We start from the raw sequence: 25,532 nt of genomic DNA on the forward strand, positions 1-25,532 counted from the left end.
GCTCCCTCGTGTTACCTGTTGCGATTGCCGCGCCCCAACGCGCGGCTCATCTGGGCCGCGATCTGGCTTTGACTTCGTCGGAACCCCTGCACATCCGGGGTCGTGATGTTCATCACGACGTTGACCGCGCGACCGCCGCCCGAATTGCGCACGCCCAGCTTGCCGTCCGGGCCACGAGCCAGAGGCATGATCGCTTCGGGACCTGCTTCGCCCATCAACCCGGTGGCGCCGCGCATTGGAAACATGGTTGGACCGCTCACAACGCCGCCATTTGCAAACGGCATCACCCGCCCCTGCGAAAAGCTTCCGCCATCAGCAAATGGCAAAAGACCCTGCACCAGACCACCGACAGTGTTCGCCAACATCCCGCCAAAATGGTCCGTCACCGGCTTGATCGCCGCCGAGTAAGCCGTGCGGATCATCGAATTTTTCAACACGTCCAGCGCATCCGACAGGTTCATCCCGTCCAGCACCACGCCGTCGAACGCCTTGCGCAATCCGCTGGACATGCCGCGTTCCAGCGTGGCGACGTCCTTGCCGGTCTCTTCAAACGCGGCGCTGATCCGCTTCATCTGGCCGTCAAAGGCCGCCGCCATTGACGCTGCATCGCTCAGCGAGTCGCCCAGCGCCTCACTGCGCTCCTGCAGGTCTTCCAAGCCTTCACGATCCGTCATCACGCTCTCCTTGTGTTTTGTCCGGGTAGGCCGCCAAAAGTGCATTCAGCCCCGCCCGGTTCATCGAGGGCATCCCTGCGCCCTGCCCCAGCATCAGTCGCAGTTCAGCCGGGGTCAGACGCCAGAACTGATCCGGCGTCAGACGCAGACCGGTCATCCCGGCCCGCATCAGGGCAGACCAGTCGAAACCGCTCATGCCTGACCGGGGACCATAAAGGCCCGCGCCAGCAGTTCGGCGGCTGCCCGAGCACCGGCCATTGGGCCGCCTTCGATCTCGGCGCTCAGTAGGTCAGCGCGGTTCACATCAGCTCCGCCGCCGCGCAACCCTGCCACGATCAACGCCAATACATCGCTGCTGGAATAGGCCCCGCCTTCGAACCGTTGCACCAGGTCCACCAGAGAACTGGTACCCAGTTCCTGTTCCAATTCTGCCAATGCACCCAGCGTCAGCTTGAGCACCCGCCGCTCTCCATTGATGGTCAAAGCCACCTCGCCCGTCCACGGATTGGCCATCGGATTTACAACGCCGTAAAGGTCAGAGCACCGGCGCTCGCCAGGCTCATTTCATAGGTCGCCTCGCCGTTATGCGAACCGGCGTATTCGATACCGGTGACTTGAAACGGCCCCTCGACGATACCGAAATCGGGGATGATCACCTGAAACCCCGGCGTCTCTCCATCAAAGAACAATTGCCGCGCGCGTTCATCCGTGCCTGCATCCTTGAACACGCCCGAGCCAGAAATCGACGCCGATTTGACGCCCGCCCCTGACAGCAGCTCGCGCCAGCCGCCCTGGCTTTCCAGACTGGTGACATCCACGCTTTCCGCGTTAAAACTGACCCGCGTGGCGCGCAGCCCCGCGATGGTTTCGAACAGACCGCTGCCGTTCATATCCACTTTGACCAACAGGTCCTTGCCGTTCTGGGCACCCATTTGCTCTCTCCGTTGATTGATTAGTCGTCTTCCACACGAGCGCGGAATCTCAGGTCGATCTGGCGGATCGCGCCCCCAGTTCCGGTGCGCCGTGCCGAGGCCCGCTCGAACCACAACCCCACCAGCCGCCCACGATCCAGATTGGGCGACGCACCTTCCAGCGCGTCACACACCGCGCCGGCCAAGGTCTTGGCAGCGCCGAACCCGGCAGCTTCGGAGACGACCGAAACGGTAAATCGATGGACCGCGCCACCTCCTGAACAGTCAGATGCATCGCGAACTTCTTCCGGGCCCAGCGTCACATAGGTCTGCGGCACTGCGCCGGCGGGTACCGCGTCATAGATCGCGCCGTCGGATAGATCGTTGACCTGCGTGTCATCCGATAACTGCTTGAAAACTGCCGCTTGCAGGGCGGCCGAGGCACCATAGCTCATGCCGCCACCTCCTCATCCGCAAAACAAGTCAGGTACTGGCCGCGCGGGTCACGTTCCGCCACCGCACGGATCACGAAGCGACGTGCACCCTCGCGAAAACGCTGGTCCGGCGATGGTCGCAGGGTTGACCCCTCGGGCGCACCTCGCACCACGATGCGATAGCTGACGCGCGATACCGGGACACCCGCCACCTGACGTTCGGACCCGCTGCGCGCAGTGACCTCGGCCCAGACCATTCCCAGCGTGGCCCAGGTCTCAGTATAACCGCCCGAGCCATCGGCGCTGCGCTCTGGTGCCTCAAGCACCAGTTTTCTGTTCAAACGCGGCCTCTTCATCGCGCGACCCCGGCACCAAACCGAACCGTGCGGTAGCGTTGGATCAGGCTGGTGACACCAAACGGCATGCACCCAGCGCCCAGCGCAGTCTCATCGCGGTATTCGTAGTAATGCGCAGCCAGCAGCAGAACGGCCTGCCCCAGATCAGCAGGCAAATTGCCCCAGTTCGCAGCCATTCCAGCGGCAAACGCGATCTTCACCGAGCCACCCTTAGCGATCTTCGGCAACGTCGATCCTCTGGGCCGCAACCGAGGGCGTTGGCTGTCTTTCTCCAGACGGTACTCTGCTGCCGCAACCTTGCTGTCCACGCCCTGAGCATCTGTCAGGGTTACGCCATCAATCTTTGTCACCGGCGCAACAGGCAACACCTCACCAGTTTGCTCACGCCAGCCATTCAGGCTCAAGGAAAAGTCGCGTTCGATCAGCACCTTGCCCGTTCGGGCTTCGATCGCTGAAAAAGCTGCCCGCAGAAAACCCTTCAACACCTCGTCCTGCACGCTGCCTTCGGCAAACCCTGTGCCCAACCGCAGATGCGCCTTGAACTGATCCACCGGCAACGCCGCATCCGCGATGGCGGTCTCTTCGATCAACATCATCCATTCACTCCGCAATCTCGGACCCCTCCGGGGCCGTATCCTTGGAAAATGACGGGCACGCGCCGCCCCACGTTGCTCGGACGGAGGGGAGCAGCTAGACAACGCAGGGGATCTCACCCCGGCCCGTACCCGCCGCCCGAGGGGCCAGCGGCCCCCCGGATTCGTCACCGCTTAGGCGGTTCCGAATTTCACCAACTTGATCGCAGCAAAGTCGCTCACGTCGCCGCCTACGCGCTTGGTTGCGTAGAACAGGACATGCGGCTTAGCGCTGAACGGATCGCGTAGCACGCGCAGATCGGGGCGCTCGGCAATGGTGTAGCCCGCCTGGAAGTCGCCAAAGGCAATCGAGAAGCTGTCGGTACCCGCATCGGGCATGTCCTCGGCGATCAGCACCGGATAACCCATCAGGCGCGCAGGCTCACCTGCGGCCAGACCGTCCGACCACAGGAAGCGACCGTCACTATCCTTCAGCTTGCGGATCAGACCAGCCGTCTTCGAGTTCATCACGAAAGTCCCGTTGACGCGGTACTGCGCGCCCAGCGCGTAGACCACATCGACAATCGCGTCCGCGTCGATGCCGCCCGCTGTACCGGTCGGGACATAGCCGATATTGCCCCAGGTCCAGACGTCATTGTCGACCGTGGCATGGTCCAGAATGCCCTTCGGCTTGTCCGCACCGTCGCCGCTGATGAATGCCGCCGCCTCGGCGCGGGCGAACTTGTCTGCGATGCGCCCGGCCAGCCAGCCTTCGACATCAAACGCGCTGTCGTCCAGCAACCGCTGCGAGGCTTTGGGTAGCGCGCTCAACTCGTGCAGCGCGATGGAAATCCGGTCAATCGACGGCGTCGCGGTCTCGGTCGCGGCCGAAGTCTCATCCGCCCAGCCCGCACCTACGTCGGTATGGTCGATCAGTACATCAAACGAGTTCGCCTCGACATTCACAACTGACGCAATCGAGCGGATCGAAGCCGTGGATTTCAACACGGATTTGATCATCTCGGCAGTCTGCGGATCAACCAGATACCCGCCGTCGCTGTTGACCGCACCGGACAGCGATTTGGCCTCCATCTCCAGCCCGCGCAGCCCATCGTCGTCACCCGAACGCACATAGGCGTCAAAGGCTTTCTGGTGCGGTGCACCGTCTTCGATCGAGGCCGCAAGGTGCGGACGCGCCGCGATGGTTGATTTACGATCCAGCATGGTCAGTCGCTCTTCTGTCTGTTGCAATTGGGTTTTAACTTCAGCCTTCAGGCCCTTGAATTCATTCACGAAGCCAGTCATCGCCTGCTTCACCTCCTGAACCAGGGGCGCACCCTCTCCGGTCAAGGCCGGGGTTTCGGTCTTGCTCATCAGCACTTCCTTTTTGGGTGGGTTTGAGGCGCTAGGTTCGCGCCAGCTCCTGCCGGGCGTGGTCGAACACCTCGGCAATACTGCGCCAGGTGTTCCCGGCCTCGGGGTCCGCCCCCTTCGCCGCCACCCGCGCACTGGGCAGCATTGGGAACGTCACCAAAGACACCTCCCACAGCTCCAGTTCGGTCAGGACCCGATGGCCCATTTCATTCTTCACGGCCCGCTTGGTGCGATAACCAATGGACAGCCCGTCGATCGCGCCAGCCCGGATCAGTTCCGCAGCCTCACGGCCCTTTTGTGTGCTCTCCAGCAGCCGCCCTTTGACCCACAGACCGCGCTCATCCTCGCGCACCTCGTCCCAGACACCGATGGGTTGCACCGGATCGTGCTGCCACAGCATCTTGACCCGCTGACCTGCCGCTTTCAGACCTTCCAGCGATCCGCGATAGGCCCCTTTTTGCACCACATCACTGCCCTGATCGATCTGCCCGAACAGGCTGGCATAACCTTCGATCACAGCGTCTTCGGTGACCGACAGGCCATCTCCGAACCGCGCGAACTTATGTTCCAAATCCATAAACACCTCCATGTAACCCACTGAACTCATGGCGTTACTGACAGAAATGACTGAAACGCCTGCGCCAGGATCACGGCCGCCACACCATAGACCGTCAGCCACAATCGCCGCTCCAGCCGCTCCATCATCTCTTCGATCTGATCCAACCTGCGACACAAATGCTCGTGCTGGATCTCGGCCACCCTCTCATGCGCAGCCAGACGCAGGCCCGGAGCACATTCGAACGGAGGGTACCCTTCAGCCATCAGCACGCTCCGGCAGCCCCAACAACGATCGCTTCTCCGCATCAGTCAGGAACTCGGCATTGCTGACTCGCGCCCATTGCGCATCACGTTCTGCCGACAGTGCAGGCACCTGATCCAGATCAGGCTTCAGCATCAGTTCCTCGCCGGTAAATCCTACCAGCCATTCCGACACCGCCGCCGCCACCCGCGTCACCAGGGGCAGAACGGTCAGGCGATAGAACGCCCGATTGGCCTCCTGATAGTTCGAATAGGTCGCGTCGCCCTGAATCCCCAGCAACATCGGCGGGACCCCAAAGGCCAGCGCGATCTCGCGGGCGGCGGCTTCCTTGGTCTTTTGAAACTCCATGTCCGAGGGAGAGAAGCCCATAGGCTTCCAATCCAGCCCCCCTTCCAGAACCATCGGTCGCCCTGCATTACGCGCTCCGCGGTAATTCTGCTCAATCTCATCTGACAGGCGGCGGAACTGGTCCTCGGCCATCACGCCATGTCCGTCCCCCTTCCAGACCAAAGCGCCGGACGGTCGCGCCGCGTTGTCCAGCAATGATTTCGACCACCGAGATGCGCTGTTGTGCACATCAATCGCCATCGCCGCCGCCTGCATGGGGGAAAACCCATAATGGTCATCCTGCGGGTGAAATGACTTGATATGACAGATGTTTTCCGCCGCAAACCGGTGCTTTTTGCCGCCCACCGCGTAGTCATAAGCCTTGGGCCAACCATCCGCCCCCGGTACCACGCTCACCCGGTCCGAGCGCAAGACGTGAAGCTCAACAGGCAAGCCTTCCTCGGCCTGCACTGCCTCGACATAGGCGTTCCCCGATAGCAGCAACTGCCCGAACAGAGCCTCCATCAACTCCGCCCGTCCCTGGGCCGCATTCGGACGACGCATCAGGGTCAGGATCGGATGCGTCTCATAACGCTGCACCTGATCCTGCAGCACCAGAGGCAGAGCCGCCGCCGCCTCAGCAATCAGCTTGACCGAGCGAAACCCCACCGGGTTCCCCGAAAACCCCGTCCGCGTCAGCGACACCGCATCCCGAGGGCTCCACGCCACACGCCCCCCCGTTTGCCACGCCACCACAGGCCCCGCCGCGCTCGCCTTCGCCTCCGGCGCGCGCCCAGCCGATCCACGACGCAAGAAATCGAATACCATTTGTGCTCCTTTCTGCCGCCGCTCTGCCCGGCTTGTTGAAAGGAGTTATGAAGGAAAGAAGTTTAAGCCTTGGGAATGGGGCGTACTGGCGTTGGGCAACGGGCAGAAACTGATACTGACTGAGTGGCTATAGCGTGAACCTCACCATAATATCGACAAAATGGAAGTGCTTATCGTCGGTAGTAGTAACAAACCATTGAATCAGGAATTCAATTGTGCCCACAATTTCAAAACTGATCTTTAAATTCAAACGCAAGCGAGCGCTTCGCAAGCTAAATAAGATGAACACGTTCAAGCAGTTACAGTTTCTACAAAGCACTCCAGAAGAAATTGTGAAAGCAGAGCGAAACGCAGAGCGTTGGAAGGCTACAAAGCACCTCCGTCCAGACTGGGAAGCGACTGCGCACGTAATCAACATGCATGAGACTTCCCCTGGCAGTGCTAATGGTCAGGCTTTTCTGAATACCTTGGATGCTCACGACATTCATTATCTAGCAGAGCGAATCTACTATGACGCCATGTACGATGAAGCTTGGGCTTTAGCCTTCGTGGCACACCCTGAATGCGATTTGGGTACGGGATGGCTGTTGTTTCTTGGCTCTGGTTCACCGATGGGTATTGAAAAATATCTCAGAGAAAATGCCGACGAAGATAGACCGTTTGGGTTCTACAAAGAAGATGTCGAAAGAAACGACGCAGTACTAGCGCGTATGAACACGCGGGATTTCAAGACCCGCAATTTTGCTCCTAGTGACCCAGAACGCATTCGTGAGTACAGAACCGAGTTGAAAGCTGCCTTGCGTGCAGGCCATTCACTGAGATGGCAAATCCCTGACGATGCTTTCGTCGGATTGAAGGGATTTGACGCCAAGTCCAAATACGAGAAATCCGGTGACAATGTGCTATTCGACTTCGAGCTATGGCTCGCGAACCGTCAAAGATAATATCGATTCTTCGCCTACCACCCGACTCACAAACTCCGTACCCTAGGCCGCCGATACACCCCAGCAGGCCCCACGACCAACTCATGCAGCGCCCAGACCAGCGCGTCGACCCGGTCGGGTGAGCCCTGCCCCTCGAACCCGCGCGCGGTCATCTGGCACATCTGCTCCTCCAGCGCGTCCAGCTCGGCCACATGCGCCACTCGCCCCTGCTCGTATAAGGCTGCCACAGGCTCTGCCCGCGCGACCTTGCCGCGTGACGCTCGCACCGCGCGGAACGGGACCATAGGGTCCACCTGCCGCACCACTTCTTCCACCAGTTGCCCGCCCTGATTGACCTCGGCCACCAGCCGCTCGGCCCCGAACTCGTCCATCACGTCAATCGCCGCCTGCGCCCAGCCTGCCGGGCCAACGCCCTGCACCGTTCTGTCGGCCAGCACATAAGCGCGCCACTCCTCGGGCGGCCCCTGCACCTGCGCGCCGACCACCACGATCCCGCAGGCATCCGCATTCGCCCCGGCCGTCACCGCCGGGTCCAGCGCCACCACAATCCGATCCAATTCAGGCACAGTCTCAACCCGCGCCGCGTCCAGCATAGACCCGGTCCACAGCGCCCCTTCGGCGTCCGACAGCAGCACACCATCCAGCTCCTGCCGCCCCAGCCGTGTGCCGGCATAGCGCGCGCGCACCTCCTCTAGGAAGGACGCGGCCAGATTGGCGCGGTTGGCCTCGGTCGGCGCATGGGTCTGCACGGTCGAGGGGGACGCCAGCAAGTCTTTCAGAACCTTCACATTGCGCGGCGTGGTCGTCACGCAGACACGTGGACGATCCCCCAACCGCAACGCAAATTGCAGCATATCCCAGGTTTCCCCGGCCTTTTTCCACTTGGCCAGCTCATCCACCCAGGCTGCATCGAACTGCGGCCCGCGCAGCCCCTCGGGATCATGTGCCGAAAACGCCTGCGCCTCGGCCCCGTTGGGCCAGATCAGTTTGCGTTCAGATGCTTTCCACTGCGGTCGCCGATCCGGCGGCGAGCATTGCAATATTCCGCTATCTCCAAAGATCATCACGTCGCGCACCTGATCAAAGGTCTCTCCGACCAGTGCAACCCGGCTGGCCTCGCCCCTGTCCAAAGGCTTGGCCCCTTCGACCACCTGTCGCACCCATTCGGACCCCGCGCGTGTTTTGCCAGCCCCACGCCCGCCCATGATCACCCAGGATCGCCAGTCTCCCTCTGGAGGCAACTGATGCGGCAACGCCCAAAACTCAAACAGGAAAGGGAGGGCACACAGCCCTCCCTCCCCGATCTCACTCAGAAATCTCTCCCGAACCGCAGCATCTGCGGAGGCGAGCCAGCCTGCACCCGATTTCAAATCGAGCGCGCTCAAGGTCGAGCGCATACCCCCCTTGGGCAATTCCGGCTTGTCTGTGATGTTGTTCGACAAAGCTTGTCTCCACTTTCTGACAACTTCGGATCAGCCCCTCTAACTGCCCGAGTTGCTTGGCTGAACCAGCAAGATCTGCATCCTCCCCGGTTCCGATCTGCCTGCGCAGTTCTTCCGCTGCCTGGCGCAAACCGCGAATGGATGTCTCAAGCGACTGCAAAAGTTCCGCCGTCTGGGACATCCGCTCTTCCGGGGTAATCAAAGTCATGTTTGCCTGTGACCTCATGCGTGAGTTTTCTCCGCACGAAAGAAACGAAAAACGGCCACCGGGTCGCCCCGGGGCCGTTGCCCACCTCTTCTAGCATGACACAACTTATACGAGAGGCGGCACGCAAAGTCAATGTTTTGCGCAACAGGCACGCAACGGGCAACGTTCGCAAAACACTAAAACTTCATTAGAAAATCAGGGGGTGCCCGGCAACTACGTGTTTCGCATCGTACCACGTCACAACGCAAGCCCACAAATTTCGATTGATGCCGATACCAACTTGGTGACCGTCTAACCATCAAAGTCAGAGCTTACCAATCTTCGATAAGGTAATCGTGAATAAGTGCGAAAGTACCCGGGCTGTTGTGCTTGACGAGCAAGTCCACCGCTGTTTCTGAAAGGGCCTTCGGGTATTGAGATGGAATTTCACGCGCAAGGCTCCAGCGGATGACCCAATCCCTAACATATTGATCCTCCAGGCCTTCAACTTCACTCATTACGGTGATTGCTTTGTCAGCTACTCGCAAGTCATCTTGCCATTCAGTAAAATGTCCCCCGGCTTCCCAGTTCTTTCTCAGAGATTCGATATCAGGAACCTTGCCTCGCCAAGATTGGCGATATTCCTCGGTAAATTTGTAGCTCTTTGGGTCTGCAGGTGGAAAGGGCGCTATGACTTGATCGAGTATTAGATTAGGGTCTTCCAAATCCAACGAGGGTAAAATTTCAAGAATGATCGCTTTCCGGTCTGGGTCAGCGGCCTCAAACGCGCGTGCGATATCCGCCTGGTATATTCCGACTTCCTGATAAGATTTGTCTTCAGAGTAGTTACCCCATCTCTTCAGCCGGTTGCGAAGTGTCCGAAATTTCTGATCATTACTTATACTTGCAGCTGCATGTCTGGCGAGCTGGTGCCGTCCCGAAGAAAAAACAGTCATCAGGATGCCGGCGTTTTCAACCCCAAGTGGACGACCATCCGTAAGCAATCCCAGTATCAATCCCTGGCGTTCTTCCACGGCCACATTGGCGTTCAATTGATCAATAAACTCAGAAACCCAAAGCAGTTCATCGCTAGAATACCGCGGTCTGATATCATCAGACATCGGTTGTTCCAGAATGCGACCGATGGCCGTGTCCACGATGTGGGGTGAGTTCAGGGTGGGTGATGCAAGCTCGACCGAAATCTGCAGACCGAGTTCACTGAGGTCGCTCGCCAAACTCCGCGTAGGATCAGCGGCTACCTCAGCCCGTTCAGTACGTCGAAGCGACAATGACGTTTCTCCGGACATGTTCATATCAAGAAATAGATGTGCGGTATCCGAAACGCCATTCATGCTGGCCGAAAAGTTTCGCGCCACTATCCGGTTCAGGCGCGTATCTTCAATAACGTATCCCTGCGGGCGGTCAGACAAAGCCCAAACTGAGAAAAATAATGGCGGTGGCACTGCCGCACCTTCATTATAGTCAGACACGATCAAATCAGCAGGACGACCGCTATCAGGTTTCAGGGCCAGACCATCCGGTCCACGTACGTAGAGTTTTGTTTTACCCCGCGCAGGACGCAGCCGAACCCAATCCAAATTGGAATCCTGCAAGACCCTCAGGCACAGATCCAAACACGGCAGATGGGCTTTGCGTCTGATACTCTTAACCGTCAGGTCAACCGATTTCGGTGACGCATAGGCAGTTGCGGACAGCGGTGGTTGCAAGAAATACTGCTTCTGTTTGGAAATCTCGCGCAGATACCCTGGACCGAAAACGGCTAGCGCCACCAAAGCGACGCCCATCGCAACGGCAGCAGGTATTGATATTCTGCCAAGCCAAACAACGGGTATGAGAACGATCAGAATTACTAATAAATTGACCAGCATCTGCGCCCCAATGAACGCCAATCCGAAAGTCAGAAAGCTTGCCATAAGCAGAAGGCCGGGCAGCATAAGAACCAGCACAAGCGCGCCAATTACAGCAACAGAAATCAAGTAAATTCGCACTGAAACTCTCAAATACTCGAGGATAAATCAGCGAACACTGAGCAAATAATTGTGGCGAAAACGAGAAACGCACGACCGCCCGGGCAGGAAAATCAATAAACGGCACCAGAAACGTGTCTCCAAAAGGGCTCTGTGAACAACATCAGCCACAAGCATTAACTTGACAAACTCGTCTTGACCCCTCATGTGCCGCCAGAAAGCGCTGAAGCGTGAGCATTGGCGGGTCCTACAGACCCCACGGCGCACCACATCACTCCAGTTCCCATTCACGCAGGGTTCTTGTTGCGACGGCCGGATGCCGCAGGACTCGCCTGCACGTCCCGAGGTCTCGCGGAAACCCGGCCGGTCACGCGCTGCGTGGCCTGACATGACTCGTCCGCGTGGGAGTGTCCCCGTGGATCGCAAAGGATAGTTGTTTGTTCGACTTTGATATGCTTGGCCTTGCGCCAGCCCTGAACGACGCGCTGAAACGCGCCAATTTCTCACAACCCACCCCAATCCAGAACCAGGCCATCCCGTTGGCCCTGAACGGGAACGATATTCTGGGCCTCGCGCAGACCGGCACCGGCAAGACGTTGGCCTTTGGCCTGCCGCTGATCGATCACCTGCTGGCGCAACCGGGCAAGCCAGCACCCAAAACAGCCAAAGCGCTGATCCTCGCCCCCACCCGCGAACTGGTCAACCAGATCGCCGAAAGTCTGCGCAACCTGACTCAGAAGACCAAACTGCGCGTCGCCACCGTTGTCGGGGGGCAGTCCATCGGCAAACAGATCTCGTTCCTATCGCGCGGAACTGACATTCTGGTCGCCACGCCCGGTCGCCTGATCGACCTGATGGAACGCGAGGCGGTTGACCTCAGTTCGGTGCGCCATCTGGTTCTGGACGAGGCGGACCAGATGCTTGACATGGGTTTCATCCACGCGCTGCGCAAAATTGCACCCAAACTGGGCACACCGCGCCAGACCATGCTGTTTTCGGCAACGATGCCGAAACAGATGGAAGAGATCAGCCAGGCCTACCTGAACAACCCGCAACGAGTGCAGGTTTCGCCTCCGGGCAAGGCGGCGGACAAGATCGCTCAATCCGTGCACTTCCTGAGCCGGGCTGAGAAACCCGCAAAACTGCGCGAAATCCTTTCTGCGGACATGGGCGCGCTGACTTTGGTTTTTGCACGTACCAAACACGGTGCGGAACGCCTGATGAAAGACCTCGTCAAAGACGGTTTCAACGCCGCTTCAATTCACGGCAATAAAAGCCAGGGGCAACGCGACCGCGCCATCAAAGCGTTTCGTGCCGGAGAGATCAACGTGCTGGTTGCCACCGATGTCGCCGCGCGCGGCATCGACATTCCGGGTGTCGCTTATGTGATCAACTATGACCTGCCCGAGGTGCCGGACAACTATGTTCACCGCATTGGCCGAACGGCCCGTGCCGGGCGCGAAGGCGAAGGAATAGCGTTCTGCGCCCCCGATGAGCTGGACCAGTTCCGTCAGATTCAGAAACTGATGAAAATCGAAATCCCGGTGGCGAGCGGCACGATGCCGGAAGTCGCTGAACCCAAAAAACCTCGCGGACGTGGCGGTTTCCGAGGCCGCGGGTTCAAACCAAAAGCTGCGAACGCGGCGTCCAAGCCTGCGCCGTCCAAGCGTCGCCGGCCACGTCGACGCCCCGCTGCTTAAGCCAAATATAACAGGGCACGTTTGCAACCAAGCCTCTTACCGGGAGTGTTGCAAACTCAAAAACAACCCAAGGTGCAACGGGCTCTTACAAGGAAAACACCCTCGCAGAAATCTGCGAGGGTGTTTTGGCTTCAAGCGTCGGTTGTGCGGATTTAAAGCGGACCTTTGCGCCCCGTCAATTTATCCACTTTGAGCAAAAAACAGGTGTCGTGAATATGTTTCAAACAACTAAGTATGAGAACCCGTAAGGTCTTCCTTCGTAATTCTTAGCATTGGCCCAGCAGTTTTAGGGTCCCATCCCATCTGAACTGCCATTGAAATCCAACGGGTGATATCGGCGGGTGTGACGGGTTCAACCTTAAGCGTACCCCAGTCTTTAGGGTGCGGGCGGTCTGTTTCAATGTGAAGTTTAGCGCCTTTTACCGTGGCATTTTCAATCGCAATGTGAATTTTTCCGGATCCATAGTCCGTTTGGGAAAAGGTCGCCTTTCTCCTTACCAACCAGCGAAAATCTTCGCCCTCAACTGTTATCGTACGAGTTCCTTTTCTTGGTATCGCCATCAGGGTTCTCGATCCGTCACTATAAGGTCCCGGCCATAGTGCCCCCCACGATACACGGCCTCAAATCGATTGAAAGGGCTAGATATGGCGCTGGCTGAGACTCCCATTCCAGATTTTTAGGGCCGCATTCGCGGGGCGTTTTGCGCTCCGAATCTGACACTAAGGTGCCACTGATCGCGCAACCGCTGTCACGTGATCAGCAACTCTTCTGGCAAGAGGCTTAGTTTCCGACTCCGCTCTTACCTTAATTGCCCGAACTTTGCCGCTCGGCCTCAATCTCGCGCCACTTGGCGACGTTACGATTGTGTTCTTGCAGGGTTTCCGCAAACGCGTGCCCACCTGTTCCATCCGCAACGAAGAAGACGAAATTGGTGTCTTCGGGCGCGACGGCTGCCTCAAGGCTGGCCAGTCCCGGGTTTGCAATCGGTGTCGGTGGCAAGCCATCGATCACGTAGGTATTCCAGGGCGTTGCTCGGCGCAGCTCACTGCGACGAAGACCACGGCCCAGCGTGCCCTGCCCCTTGGTGACGCCGTAGATGACCGTCGGGTCCGTTTGCAGCTTCATACCCTGTTCAAGGCGGTTCACAAAGACACTGGCAACCTGGCCGCGCTCATGCGGGACGCCGGTTTCCTTTTCGATGATTGACGCAAGGATCAGCATCTCTTCCGGGCTGCTGATGGGCAAATCGTCCTGACGGCTTTCCCAAACAGCGTTGACGCGCAGTTGTTGTTTGTCCTGCATCGCCTGCAAGATTGCGGCTCGGTCGTCCCCGGGGGCCAGTTCATAACTATCCGGGGCCAACATGCCCTCGGCTGGGATTTCCCCGATTTCGCCGGTCAGCGTGTCAATTCCTTTAAGCCCTTCAGCCACCTGCCAGGATGTCACACCCTCGGCCACCGATACGCGATACCGGGTGTCGGCGTCGCCGCGCTTTTCGGTGTATTCGGCGGGAATATCCTCGTCAGTCGCATCAAACGAGGCGATTTCGACAAACTCCAGCGTCGCAGGATCCAGTTCGCGCACGCGGGTCTGGATGCGGGTTACGCCGATACGGTACTCGATCTCGGACCCACAGGTGCTGGCACCGCTGCTGGTGATTTCGTCGATGATCTGCTCCATCGACGCACCTTCACGAACCAGAAAGCTGCCAGCCTTCAGTTGCTGGGCTTTGTCGGTGTAGTCCGCACCCATCCGGAAAATCGTCGCGTTGCTGATTGCGCCCTGATCTTCCAGTTCACGGCTCACCTTTGTCATGTTCGAACCGCTTTTGACCTGCAGGCACATCGCGGTTTCCAGCGGGCCCTCGGCCTTATATTGCGACTGGCCCCACAGGATCAGCCCGCCCATCAGGAACAGACCGACGATCAGCAGGGTCAACGCATTCGAAGCAAGAGCCCGGAACATTTAGCTGACCTTTCCGAAGATCACGCTGGCGTTGGTGCCGCCAAAGCCGAACGAATTTGACAGAGCCACATTGATCTCACGTTCGCGTTTTGCATTCGGCGCAAGATCGATCGGCGTTTCAACCGCAGGGTTGTCCAGATTGATCGTCGGAGGCGCAACCTGATCGCGGATTGCGAGGATCGAGAAGATCGCCTCAATCGCACCAGCCGCACCCAGAAGGTGGCCGGTGGCCGATTTGGTCGACGTCATGGTCGCCTTGCTGGCGTGATCGCCAAGCAGGCGTTCCACAGCGCCCAGCTCAATCGTGTCGGCCATGGTCGAGGTGCCATGCGCGTTGATGTAATCCAGATCCTTCGGCTCCAGACCGGCGCTGCGCAGCGCGGCTTTCATCGAACGTTCTGCGCCATCGCCATCTTCGGACGGAGCGGTGATGTGGTAAGCGTCGCCGGACATGCCGTAACCCAGAACCTCGGCATAGATCTTCGCGCCGCGCGCTTTGGCATGCTCGTAGTCTTCCAGAACAACGATTCCTGCGCCCTCACCCATGACAAATCCGTCACGGTCCACATCATATGGGCGGCTCGCTTTCTTCGGATCGTCAGCATATTTGGTCGACAGCGCCTTACAGGCGTTGAAACCAGCGATGCCGATCTCGCAGATGCAGCCTTCACCGCCACCCGCAACCATGACGTCCGCGTCACCAGCGCGGATGATGCGGCTCGCGTCGCCAATGGCGTGCGCGCCCGTGGAACACGCGGTCACGACCGAGTGGTTCGGCCCCTTGAACCCATGACGGATCGAAACCTGACCGGATGCCAGGTTGATTAGCGCGCCAGGGATAAAGAAGGGCGACACGCGACGCGGACCCTTGTCCCGGATCAGGTTCGCGGTTTCCGCAATGGATCCCAGACCTCCGATGCCAGATCCGATCAGGACACCTGTACGCAGGCGGTCCTCTTCATCCTCCGGCAGCCAGTCCGCATCCTTGCAGGCCATCTCGGCAGCCGCGATGGAATACAGAATGAAATCTTCGATCTTGCGCTGCTCTTTTGGTGGCAACCAATCGTCGGGGTTAAATGTTCCATTGGTCCCATCGCCACGCGGAACTTCGCAGGCATAGGTCGTGGTGACACCGCTTGCTTCGGCATCAAACTGCGTGATCGGGCCCGCACCGGATTCTCCCTCCAGCAGCCGCGACCAAGATTCCTCGACCCCGCTGGCCAAAGGAGTGACCAATCCCAGACCGGTTACAACGACTCTGCGCATGAAATGCCTCTTGCCTGCTTCCTATTTGAGAACCGCTCATACCCCGGCCCGGGGTCCGGGGGCAAGAGCAACGGCACATTCCGCACCGGCACCATTTCGCCGGAAGTTTCTGCAGACGGCTTTGTGCCGGAACGAAAAGCCCCGCCCCTTCCACGGATTTGAAAGGGACGGGGCGCGATAATCAGTCTTGATTTTACTGGAACTCGGCAACCGGCTCGTGGGCATGCGCTGCGACTTCGAGCGCATCCGACAATTCGATTGTCTTGCGGAACAAAGCCCGCCCGACCAGAGCACCCGAGATATTGTGCACATAGGCCAGACGCGAGATGTCATCTGCGGTCCGAACGACACCGCTGGCGATCACGGGGGTCCGGGATGCCGCTGCCAGACCAGAAATCAGACCCAGCTGCGCGTCGACGTCCTCGATATCGCTGTCGATGTCAGTGACCAGAATCGCCGCGAACGGTGTTCCTTCAAAGGCTTCGATGAACGCTTCGGGTGTAAACGCGCTCTGGCTGCGCCAGCCCTCAGTCATCACCTGGCCCTGCCAAACGTCAACGGCCAGCACGATCTGGTCCGGGTACAGCTTGGCCAGTTCCTTGACCAAATTGGGATCCCAGGCCGCCAGAGTACCGATCACGATCCGTCCGACACCTTTGTCGATCCAGTACTCAACCTGTTCCCGTGTCCGCATACCACCGGCCAGTTGAACCGACATTTCGGACGTACGGATAATTTCCTCGACCAACTCGGTGTTGGTATCGCGGCCTTCGATCGCATCGAAATCCGTCAGGTGCATCCAAGTGGCACCGGCGGCCGACCAACTGCGTGCCGTTTCCGTCGGATTCACATGCCAGATCATCGCGTCGTCCAGACGGCCCTTGTCCAGCGTGACGCACCGGCCGTTCTGCAATTCCATTGTGGGGTAAATCCTCATGAGCATTCTCCTCCGCTCAATCGCTTTGCCAATCCAGAGTACCATACACGCGGAAGATCAGCGCGATTTTACCAAGATCGGCAAACTACGGCCAGTTTGCGGCATCACGAAGTCTCAAATTGTCAGTGACGGGCGGGCGGTCCGTTGCGGCGAAGCAGCGTGACTTCGCTGCCGTTGAACTCACATTCCCGCAATGGGATGTATCCCAGCTTGTCCGCCAGCTTTTGCGAAGCCGTATTTGCCGAGTTCACCATCGCGACAAGCGGACCCGGCATGATCCTGTCAAACCAGTCATGCGCGGCCTGCGCGGCCTCCAACCCCAGCCCCTGTCCTTGGGCTTCGGGCACCAGAATCCATCCGGCCTCGGGGAAGCTGTCGAAATCCTCGCCGATCGAACGATTGCCGTAGAAAAACCCGGCCTGACCGATCATTTGCCGATTCGACTGCTGGACAACGGCCCATTGGCCAAACCCGGCCATCTGCCAGTGACCCGCATTGCGAAGAAAAGAATCCCACGCCTCTCCACGAGATCGCGGCATGCCGCCTATATGGCGCACGATGCATGGGTTGCGCCAAATCTCGGCGAACCGATTGAAATCTTCTGGCCGCATGGCGCACAACGTCAGGCGTGCCGTGTTTATCATCGGGGTGGATCGTATCATGCCCTGCCCGCTTGGAATTTTGTGCCTCACGTAAATGGTTGCGAACGATTGACGCACCTTGCAAGCCCGAATTCCGTGCAGGCAATAAAAAACGGCGCCTCCGTTGCCCGGAAGCGCCGCTTTAAACGACTTAGAAGCTCTTAGGAGGCTTCCGAGATGAATTTGACGGCGTCGCCAAACGTCTGGATGGTCTCGGCTGCGTCATCGGGGATCTCGATGCCGAACTCTTCTTCGAAGGCCATAACCAGCTCAACAGTGTCCAGGCTGTCTGCGCCCAGATCGTCGATGAAGGACGCGTTTTCGGTCACTTTGTCTTCTTCAACACCCAGGTGCTCAACAACGATCTTTTTAACGCGATCTGCGACGTCGCTCATGTCTATTCCTCATTCCGTTTTCAGGGCCTATTGCCCGGTTCTGCCCTTGCCCGCTCAGGCTGGCTTTGATTTGCCCGGTGCGGGCGGTTGGGTCCCGGATGACCGGGAAAGTAGAAGGCCGACCGTTTGGTCGACCTCAGCATTTATGCGCCGCCTATAGCATAGACAACGCGCGAGGCAAACGCTTTCGCATCTGCCCCTGTCCGCGCTCACAACATGGCCATACCGCCGTTAACATGCAAGGTGGTTCCGGTAACATATCCGGCTTCGGGGCTTGCAAGATACAAAACTGCGGCAGCAATTTCTGATGCATCGCCCATGCGCCCTGCCGGAACCTGCCCCAAAATGCCTGCTTTCTGATCGTCGGTCAGCTTGTCGGTCATGGCCGTGGTGATGAAGCCTGGCGCAACCGCATTGGCAGTGATCCCGCGGCTGGCGACCTCGTAGGCCAGCGATTTGGTCATGCCGACCATACCCGCCTTGGATGCCGCATAGTTCGCCTGACCGGGGTTGCCGGTGGCGCCAACCACGGACGAGATATTGATGATCCGGCCCCAACGCGCCTTCATCATGCCCCGCAAGACGCCTTTGCACAGCCGGGCAGTCGAGGTCATGTTCACGTCGATCACGCTCTGCCACTCGTCGTCCGACATACGCATGAACAGGTTGTCGCGCGTGATCCCAGCGTTGTTGACCAGAATATCAACCGATCCCATCGCCTCGGCCGCCTGTTTCGGCAGCGCGGCCACGGCTTCGCCGTCGCTCAGGTTGCATGGCAGGACATGAGCCCGGTCGCCCAACTCAGCCGCCAGCGCCTCCAGCGGCTCAACGCGCGTTCCGGACAGCGCAACCGTGGCACCAGCGCCATGCAGAGCGCGTGCAATCTCACCACCAATCCCGCCGGACGCACCGGTGATCAGCGCATTCTTACCTGTCAAATCAAACATTCGATCTTCCTTTTACAGCGCAACTTGCGTCGCACATTGTCCTTACGATTCGCTCTGAACCACATTCTGCACGTCATCTGGCGTACCAACAGCTTTACCGGCAATCGAACGGTCGATCTTTCGGATCATGCCCGACAGCGCCTTGCCCGCGCCAATCTCCCACGTCTCAGTGACGCCCTGCGCGGCCATGTACTGAACGCTCTCGCGCCAGCGCACGGAACCGGTGACCTGCTCGATCAGCAACTGGCGGATCAGGTCGGGGTCATTCACGGCCTCGGCGCGAACGTTCGCCACCAGCGGCACCGCCGGAGCTTGGATTTCCACCGCAGCAAGCGCCTCGGCCATCACATCCGCGGCAGGCTGCATCAATGCACAATGGAACGGAGCACTAACGGGCAGCATAACGGCGCGCTTAGCGCCTTTTTCTTTGGCAATCTCCGCAGCGCGTTCCACAGCGGCTTTTGCGCCCGAAACAACAACCTGCGTTGGGTCGTTGTCGTTCGCGGCCTGACAGACCTCACCCTGCGCGGCCTCGTCTGCAACCGCGCGCACGGCCTCAAGATCCAACCCGAGGATCGCAGCCATCGCGCCCTCTCCAACGGGTACTGCGCTTTGCATCGCTTGACCACGGGTACGTAACAAACGGGCCGTATCAGCAACGGTCAGCGCACCGGCGGCGGCCAATGCCGAGTACTCACCCAGCGAGTGACCGGCGACAAATGCCGCATCCGTGATCGAAACGCCTTCAGCCTCCAACGCGCGCATCGCGGCCATCGAAGTTGCCATCAGGGCAGGCTGCGCGTTCTGCGTCAGCGTCAGTTCGGCAATGTCACCATCCCAGATCAGGCTGCTCAGCTTTTCGCCCAACGCTTCGTCGACCTCATCGAAAATGGCCTGAGCGGCCGGATAGGCCTCGGCCATTGCTTTGCCCATACCGATGGTTTGGGCGCCCTGCCCCGGGAAAACGAACGCGCGTGTCATTGCAACCTCTTGGATGACGTTAGGTTGCGATGGGGTGTAAACCGAGTGAACCAGCGGCACAAGCTTTGCATCCTGACACGCATTCTGTGCGCTAGACGCTATTGTGTCCGCGTTCTGTGCAATTAGGGTGGCACCAGCAAACAGACCGGAGCTTTTTTAATGTCCCTTGCCAACACCGCCCAAAGTTATGGGGGCGTTACCAAAACCTTTCACTGGCTGACCGCCTTGTTGATTCTGGCGGCCTTCCCGGTAGGTTGGTTCGCAAACCGGCTGGCACATGCCATTGAAGACCCGGCCATTGCCACCACGCCGGAAGACCTGCAGCAAGCCGCGCAGCTATTCTCGCTGCACAAGACAATCGGTGTTACGGTCTTCATCGTTGCCCTTGCGCGCATTCTGTGGGCGCTGAGCCAACCCAAGCCTGGTCTGCTGAACGCCGAAAACAAACCCGAAGCCTTTGCAGCAGAAACCGTGCATTGGCTGCTTTACGGTTCGCTGGTTCTGGTCCCTCTGACCGGCTGGATTCACCATGCCGCCACCGAAGGATTCGCCCCGATCCTCTGGCCGTTTGGGCAAAACCTGCCCTTCGTTCCCAAATCCCCCGAAGCGGCCGAAGTGACCGGCGGCTTACACAAAGTACTGATGCTGGTTTTGCTGGGTGCCTTGGTGCTGCACATCGCTGGTGCCCTCAAGCACCACGTGATCGACAAAGACAGCACGCTACGCCGCATGCTGCCGGGTCGCATCGAGTTGCCGGAACCACCGCAGCAATGGCACTCCACCGCCCCTGCATTCGCCGCAATTGTGATCTGGGGCGCGGCGCTGGCCATCGGTTGGTTTGACGGAGCCTATTCTGCGCACCCCACCGCAGATCACGCGTCAACCGAACTGGAAGCGGTGCAATCCGACTGGCAGGTGCAGGAAGGCACGCTGGGCATCACGATCACTCAGTTGGGCAGCCCCGTAAATGGCGGATTTTCCGAATGGACCGCCGCAATCACCTTTGACGATCCGGTTGAACCCGGGCCTGCAGGGTCCGTCGACGTGACAGTCGCAATCGGCTCTCTGAGTATTGGCACTGTGACAGATCAGGCATTGGGAACCGATTTCTTTGACAGCAGTCAGTTCCCCACCGCGCAATTCACAGCCGACCTTTTCAAGACCGACCTGGCCTATGAGGCGCGCGGCACATTGAACATCCGGGACAAATCCATGGACGTCGTGCTGCCGTTTGAACTGGACCTGCTGGACGGCACAGCCAAAATGCAAGGCGAACTCGAGCTGAACCGGCTGGACTTTGACATCGGAAAGTCACAATCGACCGAAGACTCTCTGGCATTTGGCGTCAAAGTAACGGTCGCACTTACCGCAACACAGGCAGAGTAAAGACGACCAAACGAAAAAACGCCGGGGATAAATACCCCGGCGTTTTCATTTTAATGGTTAGACCTGACTTATTCAGCCTGCCGGGCCTTCAGCCTTCTGTGCTTCGATCGAAATCCGAATCTGGACCTCATCGCTAACGAATGGGGCGAACTGGCCCAGATCGAAATCACTGCGGATCAGAGTGGTGGTCGCATCGAAACCGGCCCACGGCTTGCCGGCCATGGGGTGCTCGCCAACCTGGTTCAGTTTTGCATCCAGAACGACGGATTTGGTCACACCGTTCATGGTCAGATCGCCAGTGATGTTGGCGGTGTTCTCACCAGTCACCTCGATAGCTGTCGACGTGAAAGTCACCAGATCACCTTCTGTCACACCGAAGAAATCTTCGGTCATGAAGTGATCATCGCGCGGCTTCCAACCAGTGATCATTTCGACCACAGGCATAGACACGGTCACGCTGGATGCGGCGGGATCTTCCTGATCGAACATGATTTCGCCCTCAAATCCCGAGAACATGCCGGTTGTGGTCGAATAGCCCAGGTGGTTGTAGGTGAAGACAACCTGGCTGTGGCTGGGGTCCAAAACGTATTTCTCGGCGCTGGCAAATGCCGACGTCGCCGACACGGCAAGAGCAGCAGCAAGAAGAGTGGATTTCATGACAATCTCCGCATTGTGTTTGAGTGTGCTTATGAGCAACCCGTTTGGTTTGCTCATAAGTAAATGTGCCGTGTGCCTGCAGCACACAAGTCCACTTGAGACACAATCTCTGTTCTTTTTTGAACAGAAGCGTAACTTGGCAATATTGTTGCGCTTTGACTCAATTAGGCACTAACGCGCAACAGGAATCCGCCGAAGATTGAGGCAACACAAAAAGACAACTGCCCTCAACGTTAAACGAACTCGTTTAGTACTCCGTGAAACATGCCGCACACAGAGGCGAGAACCGGACTCGATTACTGAGCCTTTAGTTCCGCGTTTATAACAATTTCAAGCTCATCGCCATTGGGAGGAAAGAATGCGCCCATCTCCCAATCCGAGGCTTTGATCATTGTGGTCGCTGTGATCCCCAGCCACTGCCCCTTGTAGTAATCGAGAAACTGCCCAACCGGATGATCGCCGTATCCATTGACCGTAACTTCGAAAGTTGCCGGTTTCGAAATATCCTTGATTGTCAGATCACCAACGACATTAAGCGTATTGTCGCCTGTCTGCTCTACCGAAGTGGAGGCGAACTGAACAATAGGGAAGTTCGCCTCATTGAACAGTGCCTCGCCCACTATGTCCGAATTGAACTGATCGTTCCCTGTTACAACGCTGCTTACCGGAATGCTGAAATTGGCTTTCGCGTCAGCAACTGCACCTTCCGAAAATTCCAGTTCACCTTCAACGGCACCAAACTCGATGGATTGCCGTGAAAAACCGGCATGGGAGTAATAAACCCGAACTTCAGTGTGACCCGGATCTACCTTCCAAGTTTCTGCTGACACCGTTGAAGCCATGGCCGCAGCTGCGAATAGCGTAGTAGCAAGAACTTTAGTTTTCATGACAATCTCCGCAATTTTGTAAATGCATTCCAATTGGAATGCTCGGTAACGAAAATGTGCCGCCCAAGGGCGGCACACAAGACTTAATCTCTCACATTTTCTGTTCTTAAATGAACAGAATGGAAATCAGGCAAAGATTGTTACACTTCCGCTGAGTTGCCCCTTCAACGCTCGGCTGACATCCGCCGATTCCAGCGGCAGTTTCATCAGCAGGCTGCCATCGACGTCGTACAGTTCGACCTGGTCATCCGCAAACCGAGCACCGCCCAGGGTGTCATAGCTGCGACGCAACACCGTCTGAGGGCGTCCGTTTTCATTCTTTTGCAGTACCCGAACCTCGCGCCGGATCGGATCGAAATAGGCGTCAGGGCGCGGATCCAGAACCTGAATGGTCAGCAGGCTGACGCCAACAAGAAGGAACATGAGCGACGCGGCCAGCTTGATCGGCCAGACCTCGGTTGCCATCACCGCACCGGACATCAGCCACATCGAGAATGCAACTACGATCAGAAACGCGCCTGCGACACGCGCAAGAATAATCCTGGCCGGCCAGTTTGGCGCGAATGCTATAAGAACTGGCACTGATTGTTCATAGGTCCCGGTGGTCGCGGACTTGTCGAAGGTGTTCGTGTTCATCGCGGTCATTTCACTGTACCCTGTTTCAGGTTGCCGTCTTTGGTTCTGTCTGTCCGGCTAGTCCCCGGTATGCAAAACAACTTTGAGCCGAAAAGCGTCAGGAATTGGGCGGCGCAGTGGAAATAGCACGACTTCACCAAGGCATATGTGTCGGCCCTTGCTCCCTGCGCGTAATCGTGTATATGGGGCCATCCTTCGCAAGAGTTATGAATCGCGCAGCCTCTCGTGGCAGGGTCGCGAAGGACCGGACAGCCCCGCCTTTGAAATGCGCCTTGATATAAACAGGAGTGCACATGCCACTGTATGAGCATGTAATGATCGCGCGTCAGGACCTGTCCAACGCGCAGGCAGAAAGCCTCGTCGAACATTTCGGCACCGTTCTGGCTGACAACGGCGGCAACGTCGTCGAAAGCGAGTACTGGGGCGTCAAGACGATGGCCTACAAGATCAACAAAAACCGCAAAGGCCACTATGCCTTCCTGAAAACCGACGCCCCCGCTGGCGCCGTTCAGGAAATGGAGCGTCTGATGCGCCTGCATGACGACGTTATGCGCGTTCTGACCATCAAGGTAGACGAGCACAACGAGGGCCCCTCGGTCCAGATGCAGAAGCGCGACGAGCGCGAAGGCCGCCGCGAGCGCCGCTGATCAACGCCTGACGAAAGGACATTTACCATGGCCGCAAAACCATTTTTCCGCCGCCGCAAGGTTTGCCCGTTCTCGGGCGACAACGCGCCGAAGATCGACTACAAAGACACCCGTCTGCTGCAGCGCTATATCTCTGAGCGTGGCAAGATCGTTCCTTCGCGCATCACTGCCGTTTCGGCGAAAAAGCAGCGTGAACTGGCCCGTGCTATCAAGCGCGCCCGTTTCCTCGCCCTGCTGCCCTATGCCGTGAAGTAAGGAGAGACTGACATGCAAGTTATCCTTCTGGAACGCGTTGCGAAACTGGGTCAGATGGGCGACGTCGTTGACGTCAAGCCCGGCTACGCCCGCAACTTCCTGCTGCCCCAGGGCAAAGCGCTGAGCGCATCGAGCGCCAACATTGCGTCATTCGAAGCCCAGAAAGCGCAGCTTGAGGCGCGCAACCTGGAAACGAAGAAAGAAGCTGAAGCACTGGCTGAAAAGCTGGACGGTCAGCAGTTCGTCGTAATCCGTTCGGCATCGGATGCTGGCGCTCTGTACGGCTCGGTCACCCCGCGTGACGCCGCAGACGCCGCGACCGAAGCTGGTTTCACCGTCGACAAGAAACAGATCGCCCTGATCGCACCGATCAAGGAACTGGGTCTGCACTCGCTGGCGGTCAAACTGCACCCCGAGGTCGAAGTCGAGATCAAAATGAACGTTGCCCGTTCGGAAGAAGAAGCCGAACTGCAGGCTTCGGGCAAATCGATCCAGGAACTGGCTGCTGAAGAAGAAGCTGCCGCTGAATTCGAAATCGCCGAACTGTTTGACGATATCGGTTCCGCAGCTTCCGACGACGAAGATCTGGTTGCCGAAGAAGCCCCGGCAGAAGAAGACGAAGCCAAAGCCTGATCCGCTTGCTGGAATCAGGAAAAGGCCGCGCGTTTCGTGCGGCCTTTTTTCATGCACGTGCAGAACGGCAAAATTCAGCCAGATTGTTAACGTATGCTTGCAGCCAGATCGTCATTTCCTATCATCGCGGCCTGATACTCGGAGTTCCCTGATGAAACATCTCTTGCGCCGCGGCTTTATGGTCATGTTGCTTGCCGCACCTCTTGCTGCGTGTGGTGGCCCGGACATTTCCACCGGCGATACATTCAATCCCCCTCTGTACCCCAATGAGACGCCGGAGCTGCGCGCATCAATCAACAAGTGGGCCGACCACTACGAGTTGCCGCGTGAGTTGGTCCACAAACTGGCCATCCGCGAAAGCACGCATCGGCCTTGGGCGGTGAACCGCCCTTATTACGGCCTGTTGCAGATCCTTCCGGCAACCGCGCGTTCCATGGGATATAAGGGGAACGCAAAGGGCTTGCTGGACGCGGACACCAATCTGGAATTCGCCGGAAAATACCTTCGCGGCGCGTGGCTCTTGTCGGATGGCGACCAGCAACGCGCGATCTTTCTGTATGCCAAGGGCTATTACCCCGAAGCAAAAGCCCGCGGCATGCTGGTTGAAACTGGACTAAGATCGGAGTGACGCTAGGTTAACCTCTGACTTGAAAAAAGCGGAGAGAACCTAATAATGACTTAGGCATTCGCTCGGGTACTATGTTGCCATAACCACGCAATATGCCTAAGCGTTTTGCACAA

General features: G+C 58.2%; 31 protein-coding genes. 7 read left to right on the forward strand and 24 right to left on the reverse strand.

All coding sequences use genetic code 11. The annotated features are described in order from the left end of the window. Positions 1-11: 11 nt before the first annotated feature. From MHN28_RS16490 to MHN28_RS16540, 11 genes are all read right to left on the reverse strand, one after another. Positions 12-674: a phage tail tape measure protein gene (locus MHN28_RS16490; protein WP_239343672.1), complete on the reverse strand. Its 663-nt coding sequence runs from the start codon at positions 672-674 to the stop codon at positions 12-14. Further along, complete coding sequence (locus tag MHN28_RS16495) at positions 661-870, reverse strand: rcc01693 family protein (protein ID WP_239343673.1); 210 nt, start codon at positions 868-870, stop codon at positions 661-663. The genes MHN28_RS16490 and MHN28_RS16495 overlap by 14 nt, the downstream gene beginning before the upstream one ends. Continuing rightward, on the reverse strand, positions 867-1,187 hold the full coding sequence (locus tag MHN28_RS16500) for a gene transfer agent family protein (protein WP_239343674.1): 321 nt from the start codon (positions 1,185-1,187) through the stop codon (positions 867-869). Before MHN28_RS16500 ends, MHN28_RS16495 begins: the two co-directional genes overlap by 4 nt. Before the next feature lie 5 nt (positions 1,188-1,192). After that, positions 1,193-1,606, reverse strand: coding sequence for a phage major tail protein, TP901-1 family (locus MHN28_RS16505; RefSeq protein WP_239343675.1), 414 nt, complete (start codon positions 1,604-1,606; stop codon positions 1,193-1,195). A 20-nt stretch (positions 1,607-1,626) separates the two neighbouring features. After that, the gene (locus MHN28_RS16510; RefSeq protein ID WP_239343676.1) at positions 1,627-2,040 is read right to left on the reverse strand and encodes a DUF3168 domain-containing protein; all 414 of its coding nucleotides are present in this window, start codon (positions 2,038-2,040) and stop codon (positions 1,627-1,629) included. Next, positions 2,037-2,360 carry a phage head closure protein gene (locus MHN28_RS16515; RefSeq protein WP_370645736.1) on the reverse strand — a complete coding sequence of 108 codons (324 nt, stop codon included), beginning with the start codon at positions 2,358-2,360 and terminating at the stop codon, positions 2,037-2,039. The genes MHN28_RS16510 and MHN28_RS16515 overlap by 4 nt, the downstream gene beginning before the upstream one ends. Positions 2,361-2,371: 11 nt before the next feature. Continuing rightward, a complete protein-coding gene (locus MHN28_RS16520) occupies positions 2,372-2,971 on the reverse strand; it encodes a head-tail connector protein (protein ID WP_239343678.1) in 600 nt (199 codons plus the stop codon). A 171-nt stretch (positions 2,972-3,142) separates the two neighbouring features. Further along, positions 3,143-4,321, reverse strand: coding sequence for a phage major capsid protein (locus MHN28_RS16525; protein WP_239343679.1), 1,179 nt, complete (start codon positions 4,319-4,321; stop codon positions 3,143-3,145). Between the two features lie 31 nt (positions 4,322-4,352). Continuing rightward, on the reverse strand, positions 4,353-4,898 hold the full coding sequence (locus MHN28_RS16530; RefSeq protein WP_239343680.1) for an HK97 family phage prohead protease: 546 nt from the start codon (positions 4,896-4,898) through the stop codon (positions 4,353-4,355). A 26-nt stretch (positions 4,899-4,924) separates the two neighbouring features. Continuing rightward, entirely contained in the window at positions 4,925-5,143 is a 219-nt protein-coding gene (locus tag MHN28_RS16535; protein WP_239343681.1) for a hypothetical protein, read from the reverse strand. Continuing rightward, on the reverse strand, positions 5,136-6,296 hold the full coding sequence (locus MHN28_RS16540; protein WP_239343682.1) for a phage portal protein: 1,161 nt from the start codon (positions 6,294-6,296) through the stop codon (positions 5,136-5,138). Before MHN28_RS16540 ends, MHN28_RS16535 begins: the two co-directional genes overlap by 8 nt. Before the next feature lie 215 nt (positions 6,297-6,511). On the opposite strand from MHN28_RS16540, the gene MHN28_RS16545 reads away from it, so the two are divergent. Next, positions 6,512-7,240 carry a hypothetical protein gene (locus MHN28_RS16545; protein WP_239343683.1) on the forward strand — a complete coding sequence of 243 codons (729 nt, stop codon included), beginning with the start codon at positions 6,512-6,514 and terminating at the stop codon, positions 7,238-7,240. A 26-nt stretch (positions 7,241-7,266) separates the two neighbouring features. On the opposite strand, the gene MHN28_RS16550 is transcribed toward MHN28_RS16545, so the two are convergent. Continuing rightward, positions 7,267-8,493: a DNA-packaging protein gene (locus MHN28_RS16550; protein WP_239343769.1), complete on the reverse strand. Its 1,227-nt coding sequence runs from the start codon at positions 8,491-8,493 to the stop codon at positions 7,267-7,269. Positions 8,494-9,201: 708 nt separating this feature from the next. Continuing rightward, positions 9,202-10,878 carry a hypothetical protein gene (locus MHN28_RS16555; RefSeq protein WP_239343684.1) on the reverse strand — a complete coding sequence of 559 codons (1,677 nt, stop codon included), beginning with the start codon at positions 10,876-10,878 and terminating at the stop codon, positions 9,202-9,204. A gap of 416 nt (positions 10,879-11,294) precedes the next feature. Here MHN28_RS16555 and MHN28_RS16560 point away from each other — a divergent pair, with 416 nt between their 5' ends. After that, positions 11,295-12,557 carry a DEAD/DEAH box helicase gene (locus tag MHN28_RS16560; RefSeq protein WP_239343685.1) on the forward strand — a complete coding sequence of 421 codons (1,263 nt, stop codon included), beginning with the start codon at positions 11,295-11,297 and terminating at the stop codon, positions 12,555-12,557. Positions 12,558-12,785: 228 nt separating this feature from the next. On the opposite strand, the gene MHN28_RS16565 is transcribed toward MHN28_RS16560, so the two are convergent. The 8 genes from MHN28_RS16565 to fabD all read right to left on the reverse strand — a co-directional run bounded on the left by MHN28_RS16565 (position 12,786) and on the right by fabD (position 19,690). Continuing rightward, a complete protein-coding gene (locus tag MHN28_RS16565; protein ID WP_239343686.1) occupies positions 12,786-13,118 on the reverse strand; it encodes a hypothetical protein in 333 nt (110 codons plus the stop codon). A 244-nt stretch (positions 13,119-13,362) separates the two neighbouring features. Then, positions 13,363-14,523 carry an endolytic transglycosylase MltG gene (gene mltG, locus MHN28_RS16570; RefSeq protein WP_239343687.1) on the reverse strand — a complete coding sequence of 387 codons (1,161 nt, stop codon included), beginning with the start codon at positions 14,521-14,523 and terminating at the stop codon, positions 13,363-13,365. Next, positions 14,524-15,789: a beta-ketoacyl-ACP synthase II gene (gene fabF / locus MHN28_RS16575; protein WP_239343688.1), complete on the reverse strand. Its 1,266-nt coding sequence runs from the start codon at positions 15,787-15,789 to the stop codon at positions 14,524-14,526. A gap of 193 nt (positions 15,790-15,982) precedes the next feature. Further along, positions 15,983-16,726: a HisA/HisF-related TIM barrel protein gene (locus tag MHN28_RS16580; protein WP_239343689.1), complete on the reverse strand. Its 744-nt coding sequence runs from the start codon at positions 16,724-16,726 to the stop codon at positions 15,983-15,985. Positions 16,727-16,848: 122 nt separating this feature from the next. After that, positions 16,849-17,388, reverse strand: a complete 540-nt coding sequence (locus tag MHN28_RS16585; protein WP_239343690.1) for a GNAT family N-acetyltransferase — start codon at positions 17,386-17,388, stop codon at positions 16,849-16,851. Positions 17,389-17,528: 140 nt separating this feature from the next. After that, the gene (locus tag MHN28_RS16590; RefSeq protein ID WP_005982462.1) at positions 17,529-17,762 is read right to left on the reverse strand and encodes an acyl carrier protein; all 234 of its coding nucleotides are present in this window, start codon (positions 17,760-17,762) and stop codon (positions 17,529-17,531) included. 209 nt (positions 17,763-17,971) lie between these two features. After that, positions 17,972-18,709, reverse strand: coding sequence for a 3-oxoacyl-[acyl-carrier-protein] reductase (fabG, locus tag MHN28_RS16595; RefSeq protein ID WP_239343691.1), 738 nt, complete (start codon positions 18,707-18,709; stop codon positions 17,972-17,974). Between the two features lie 42 nt (positions 18,710-18,751). After that, positions 18,752-19,690 (reverse strand): ACP S-malonyltransferase, encoded by a 939-nt coding sequence (fabD, locus tag MHN28_RS16600; RefSeq protein WP_239343692.1) that lies wholly within the window; start codon positions 19,688-19,690, stop codon positions 18,752-18,754. A 159-nt stretch (positions 19,691-19,849) separates the two neighbouring features. On the opposite strand from fabD, the gene MHN28_RS16605 reads away from it, so the two are divergent. Beyond that, entirely contained in the window at positions 19,850-21,076 is a 1,227-nt protein-coding gene (locus MHN28_RS16605; RefSeq protein ID WP_239343693.1) for a cytochrome b/b6 domain-containing protein, read from the forward strand. A 72-nt stretch (positions 21,077-21,148) separates the two neighbouring features. On the opposite strand, the gene MHN28_RS16610 is transcribed toward MHN28_RS16605, so the two are convergent. The 3 genes from MHN28_RS16610 to MHN28_RS16620 all read right to left on the reverse strand — a co-directional run bounded on the left by MHN28_RS16610 (position 21,149) and on the right by MHN28_RS16620 (position 23,265). Continuing rightward, on the reverse strand, positions 21,149-21,733 hold the full coding sequence (locus tag MHN28_RS16610; RefSeq protein WP_239343694.1) for a YceI family protein: 585 nt from the start codon (positions 21,731-21,733) through the stop codon (positions 21,149-21,151). 296 nt (positions 21,734-22,029) lie between these two features. After that, the gene (locus MHN28_RS16615; protein ID WP_239343695.1) at positions 22,030-22,620 is read right to left on the reverse strand and encodes a YceI family protein; all 591 of its coding nucleotides are present in this window, start codon (positions 22,618-22,620) and stop codon (positions 22,030-22,032) included. A gap of 126 nt (positions 22,621-22,746) precedes the next feature. Beyond that, on the reverse strand, positions 22,747-23,265 hold the full coding sequence (locus MHN28_RS16620; RefSeq protein WP_239343696.1) for a hypothetical protein: 519 nt from the start codon (positions 23,263-23,265) through the stop codon (positions 22,747-22,749). A gap of 284 nt (positions 23,266-23,549) precedes the next feature. Between MHN28_RS16620 and rpsF the strand changes: the two genes are divergently transcribed. From rpsF to MHN28_RS16640, 4 genes are all read left to right on the forward strand, one after another. Beyond that, positions 23,550-23,903 carry a 30S ribosomal protein S6 gene (rpsF, locus tag MHN28_RS16625; protein WP_170564617.1) on the forward strand — a complete coding sequence of 118 codons (354 nt, stop codon included), beginning with the start codon at positions 23,550-23,552 and terminating at the stop codon, positions 23,901-23,903. Positions 23,904-23,930: 27 nt separating this feature from the next. Continuing rightward, on the forward strand, positions 23,931-24,158 hold the full coding sequence (gene rpsR, locus MHN28_RS16630; RefSeq protein ID WP_005982441.1) for a 30S ribosomal protein S18: 228 nt from the start codon (positions 23,931-23,933) through the stop codon (positions 24,156-24,158). A 12-nt stretch (positions 24,159-24,170) separates the two neighbouring features. Next, the gene (gene rplI / locus MHN28_RS16635) at positions 24,171-24,791 is read left to right on the forward strand and encodes a 50S ribosomal protein L9 (RefSeq protein WP_239343697.1); all 621 of its coding nucleotides are present in this window, start codon (positions 24,171-24,173) and stop codon (positions 24,789-24,791) included. Between the two features lie 151 nt (positions 24,792-24,942). After that, the gene (locus MHN28_RS16640) at positions 24,943-25,419 is read left to right on the forward strand and encodes a transglycosylase SLT domain-containing protein (RefSeq protein ID WP_370645737.1); all 477 of its coding nucleotides are present in this window, start codon (positions 24,943-24,945) and stop codon (positions 25,417-25,419) included. The last annotated feature ends 113 nt before the right edge of the window (positions 25,420-25,532 follow it).

The sequence above is a fragment of the Ruegeria sp. Ofav3-42 genome (genome assembly GCF_022347725.1).
In the GTDB taxonomy this organism is placed as follows: domain Bacteria; phylum Pseudomonadota; class Alphaproteobacteria; order Rhodobacterales; family Rhodobacteraceae; genus Ruegeria.

Bases quoted from the DNA above. Each gene is read 5' to 3' on its own strand.
- MHN28_RS16640 (WP_370645737.1), top strand. From the start codon at position 24,943: ATGAAACATCTCTTGCGCCGCGGCTTTATGGTCATGTTGCTTGCCGCA.
- mltG (WP_239343687.1), bottom strand. From the start codon at position 14,523: ATGTTCCGGGCTCTTGCTTCGAATGCGTTGACCCTGCTGATCGTCGGT.
- MHN28_RS16510 (WP_239343676.1), bottom strand. From the start codon at position 2,040: ATGAGCTATGGTGCCTCGGCCGCCCTGCAAGCGGCAGTTTTCAAGCAG.
- MHN28_RS16615 (WP_239343695.1), bottom strand. From the start codon at position 22,620: ATGAAAACTAAAGTTCTTGCTACTACGCTATTCGCAGCTGCGGCCATG.
- MHN28_RS16505 (WP_239343675.1), bottom strand. From the start codon at position 1,606: ATGGGTGCCCAGAACGGCAAGGACCTGTTGGTCAAAGTGGATATGAAC.
- MHN28_RS16530 (WP_239343680.1), bottom strand. From the start codon at position 4,898: ATGGATTTGGAACATAAGTTCGCGCGGTTCGGAGATGGCCTGTCGGTC.
- fabF (WP_239343688.1), bottom strand. From the start codon at position 15,789: ATGCGCAGAGTCGTTGTAACCGGTCTGGGATTGGTCACTCCTTTGGCC.
- MHN28_RS16585 (WP_239343690.1), bottom strand. From the start codon at position 17,388: ATGATACGATCCACCCCGATGATAAACACGGCACGCCTGACGTTGTGC.
- MHN28_RS16540 (WP_239343682.1), bottom strand. From the start codon at position 6,296: ATGGTATTCGATTTCTTGCGTCGTGGATCGGCTGGGCGCGCGCCGGAG.
- MHN28_RS16580 (WP_239343689.1), bottom strand. From the start codon at position 16,726: ATGAGGATTTACCCCACAATGGAATTGCAGAACGGCCGGTGCGTCACG.
- rpsR (WP_005982441.1), top strand. From the start codon at position 23,931: ATGGCCGCAAAACCATTTTTCCGCCGCCGCAAGGTTTGCCCGTTCTCG.
- MHN28_RS16565 (WP_239343686.1), bottom strand. From the start codon at position 13,118: ATGGCGATACCAAGAAAAGGAACTCGTACGATAACAGTTGAGGGCGAA.
- fabD (WP_239343692.1), bottom strand. From the start codon at position 19,690: ATGACACGCGCGTTCGTTTTCCCGGGGCAGGGCGCCCAAACCATCGGT.
- rpsF (WP_170564617.1), top strand. From the start codon at position 23,550: ATGCCACTGTATGAGCATGTAATGATCGCGCGTCAGGACCTGTCCAAC.
- rplI (WP_239343697.1), top strand. From the start codon at position 24,171: ATGCAAGTTATCCTTCTGGAACGCGTTGCGAAACTGGGTCAGATGGGC.
- MHN28_RS16490 (WP_239343672.1), bottom strand. From the start codon at position 674: ATGACGGATCGTGAAGGCTTGGAAGACCTGCAGGAGCGCAGTGAGGCG.
- MHN28_RS16535 (WP_239343681.1), bottom strand. From the start codon at position 5,143: ATGGCTGAAGGGTACCCTCCGTTCGAATGTGCTCCGGGCCTGCGTCTG.
- MHN28_RS16610 (WP_239343694.1), bottom strand. From the start codon at position 21,733: ATGAAATCCACTCTTCTTGCTGCTGCTCTTGCCGTGTCGGCGACGTCG.
- MHN28_RS16495 (WP_239343673.1), bottom strand. From the start codon at position 870: ATGAGCGGTTTCGACTGGTCTGCCCTGATGCGGGCCGGGATGACCGGT.
- MHN28_RS16525 (WP_239343679.1), bottom strand. From the start codon at position 4,321: ATGAGCAAGACCGAAACCCCGGCCTTGACCGGAGAGGGTGCGCCCCTG.
- MHN28_RS16590 (WP_005982462.1), bottom strand. From the start codon at position 17,762: ATGAGCGACGTCGCAGATCGCGTTAAAAAGATCGTTGTTGAGCACCTG.
- MHN28_RS16605 (WP_239343693.1), top strand. From the start codon at position 19,850: ATGTCCCTTGCCAACACCGCCCAAAGTTATGGGGGCGTTACCAAAACC.
- MHN28_RS16620 (WP_239343696.1), bottom strand. From the start codon at position 23,265: ATGACCGCGATGAACACGAACACCTTCGACAAGTCCGCGACCACCGGG.
- fabG (WP_239343691.1), bottom strand. From the start codon at position 18,709: ATGTTTGATTTGACAGGTAAGAATGCGCTGATCACCGGTGCGTCCGGC.
- MHN28_RS16520 (WP_239343678.1), bottom strand. From the start codon at position 2,971: ATGATGTTGATCGAAGAGACCGCCATCGCGGATGCGGCGTTGCCGGTG.
- MHN28_RS16500 (WP_239343674.1), bottom strand. From the start codon at position 1,187: ATGGCCAATCCGTGGACGGGCGAGGTGGCTTTGACCATCAATGGAGAG.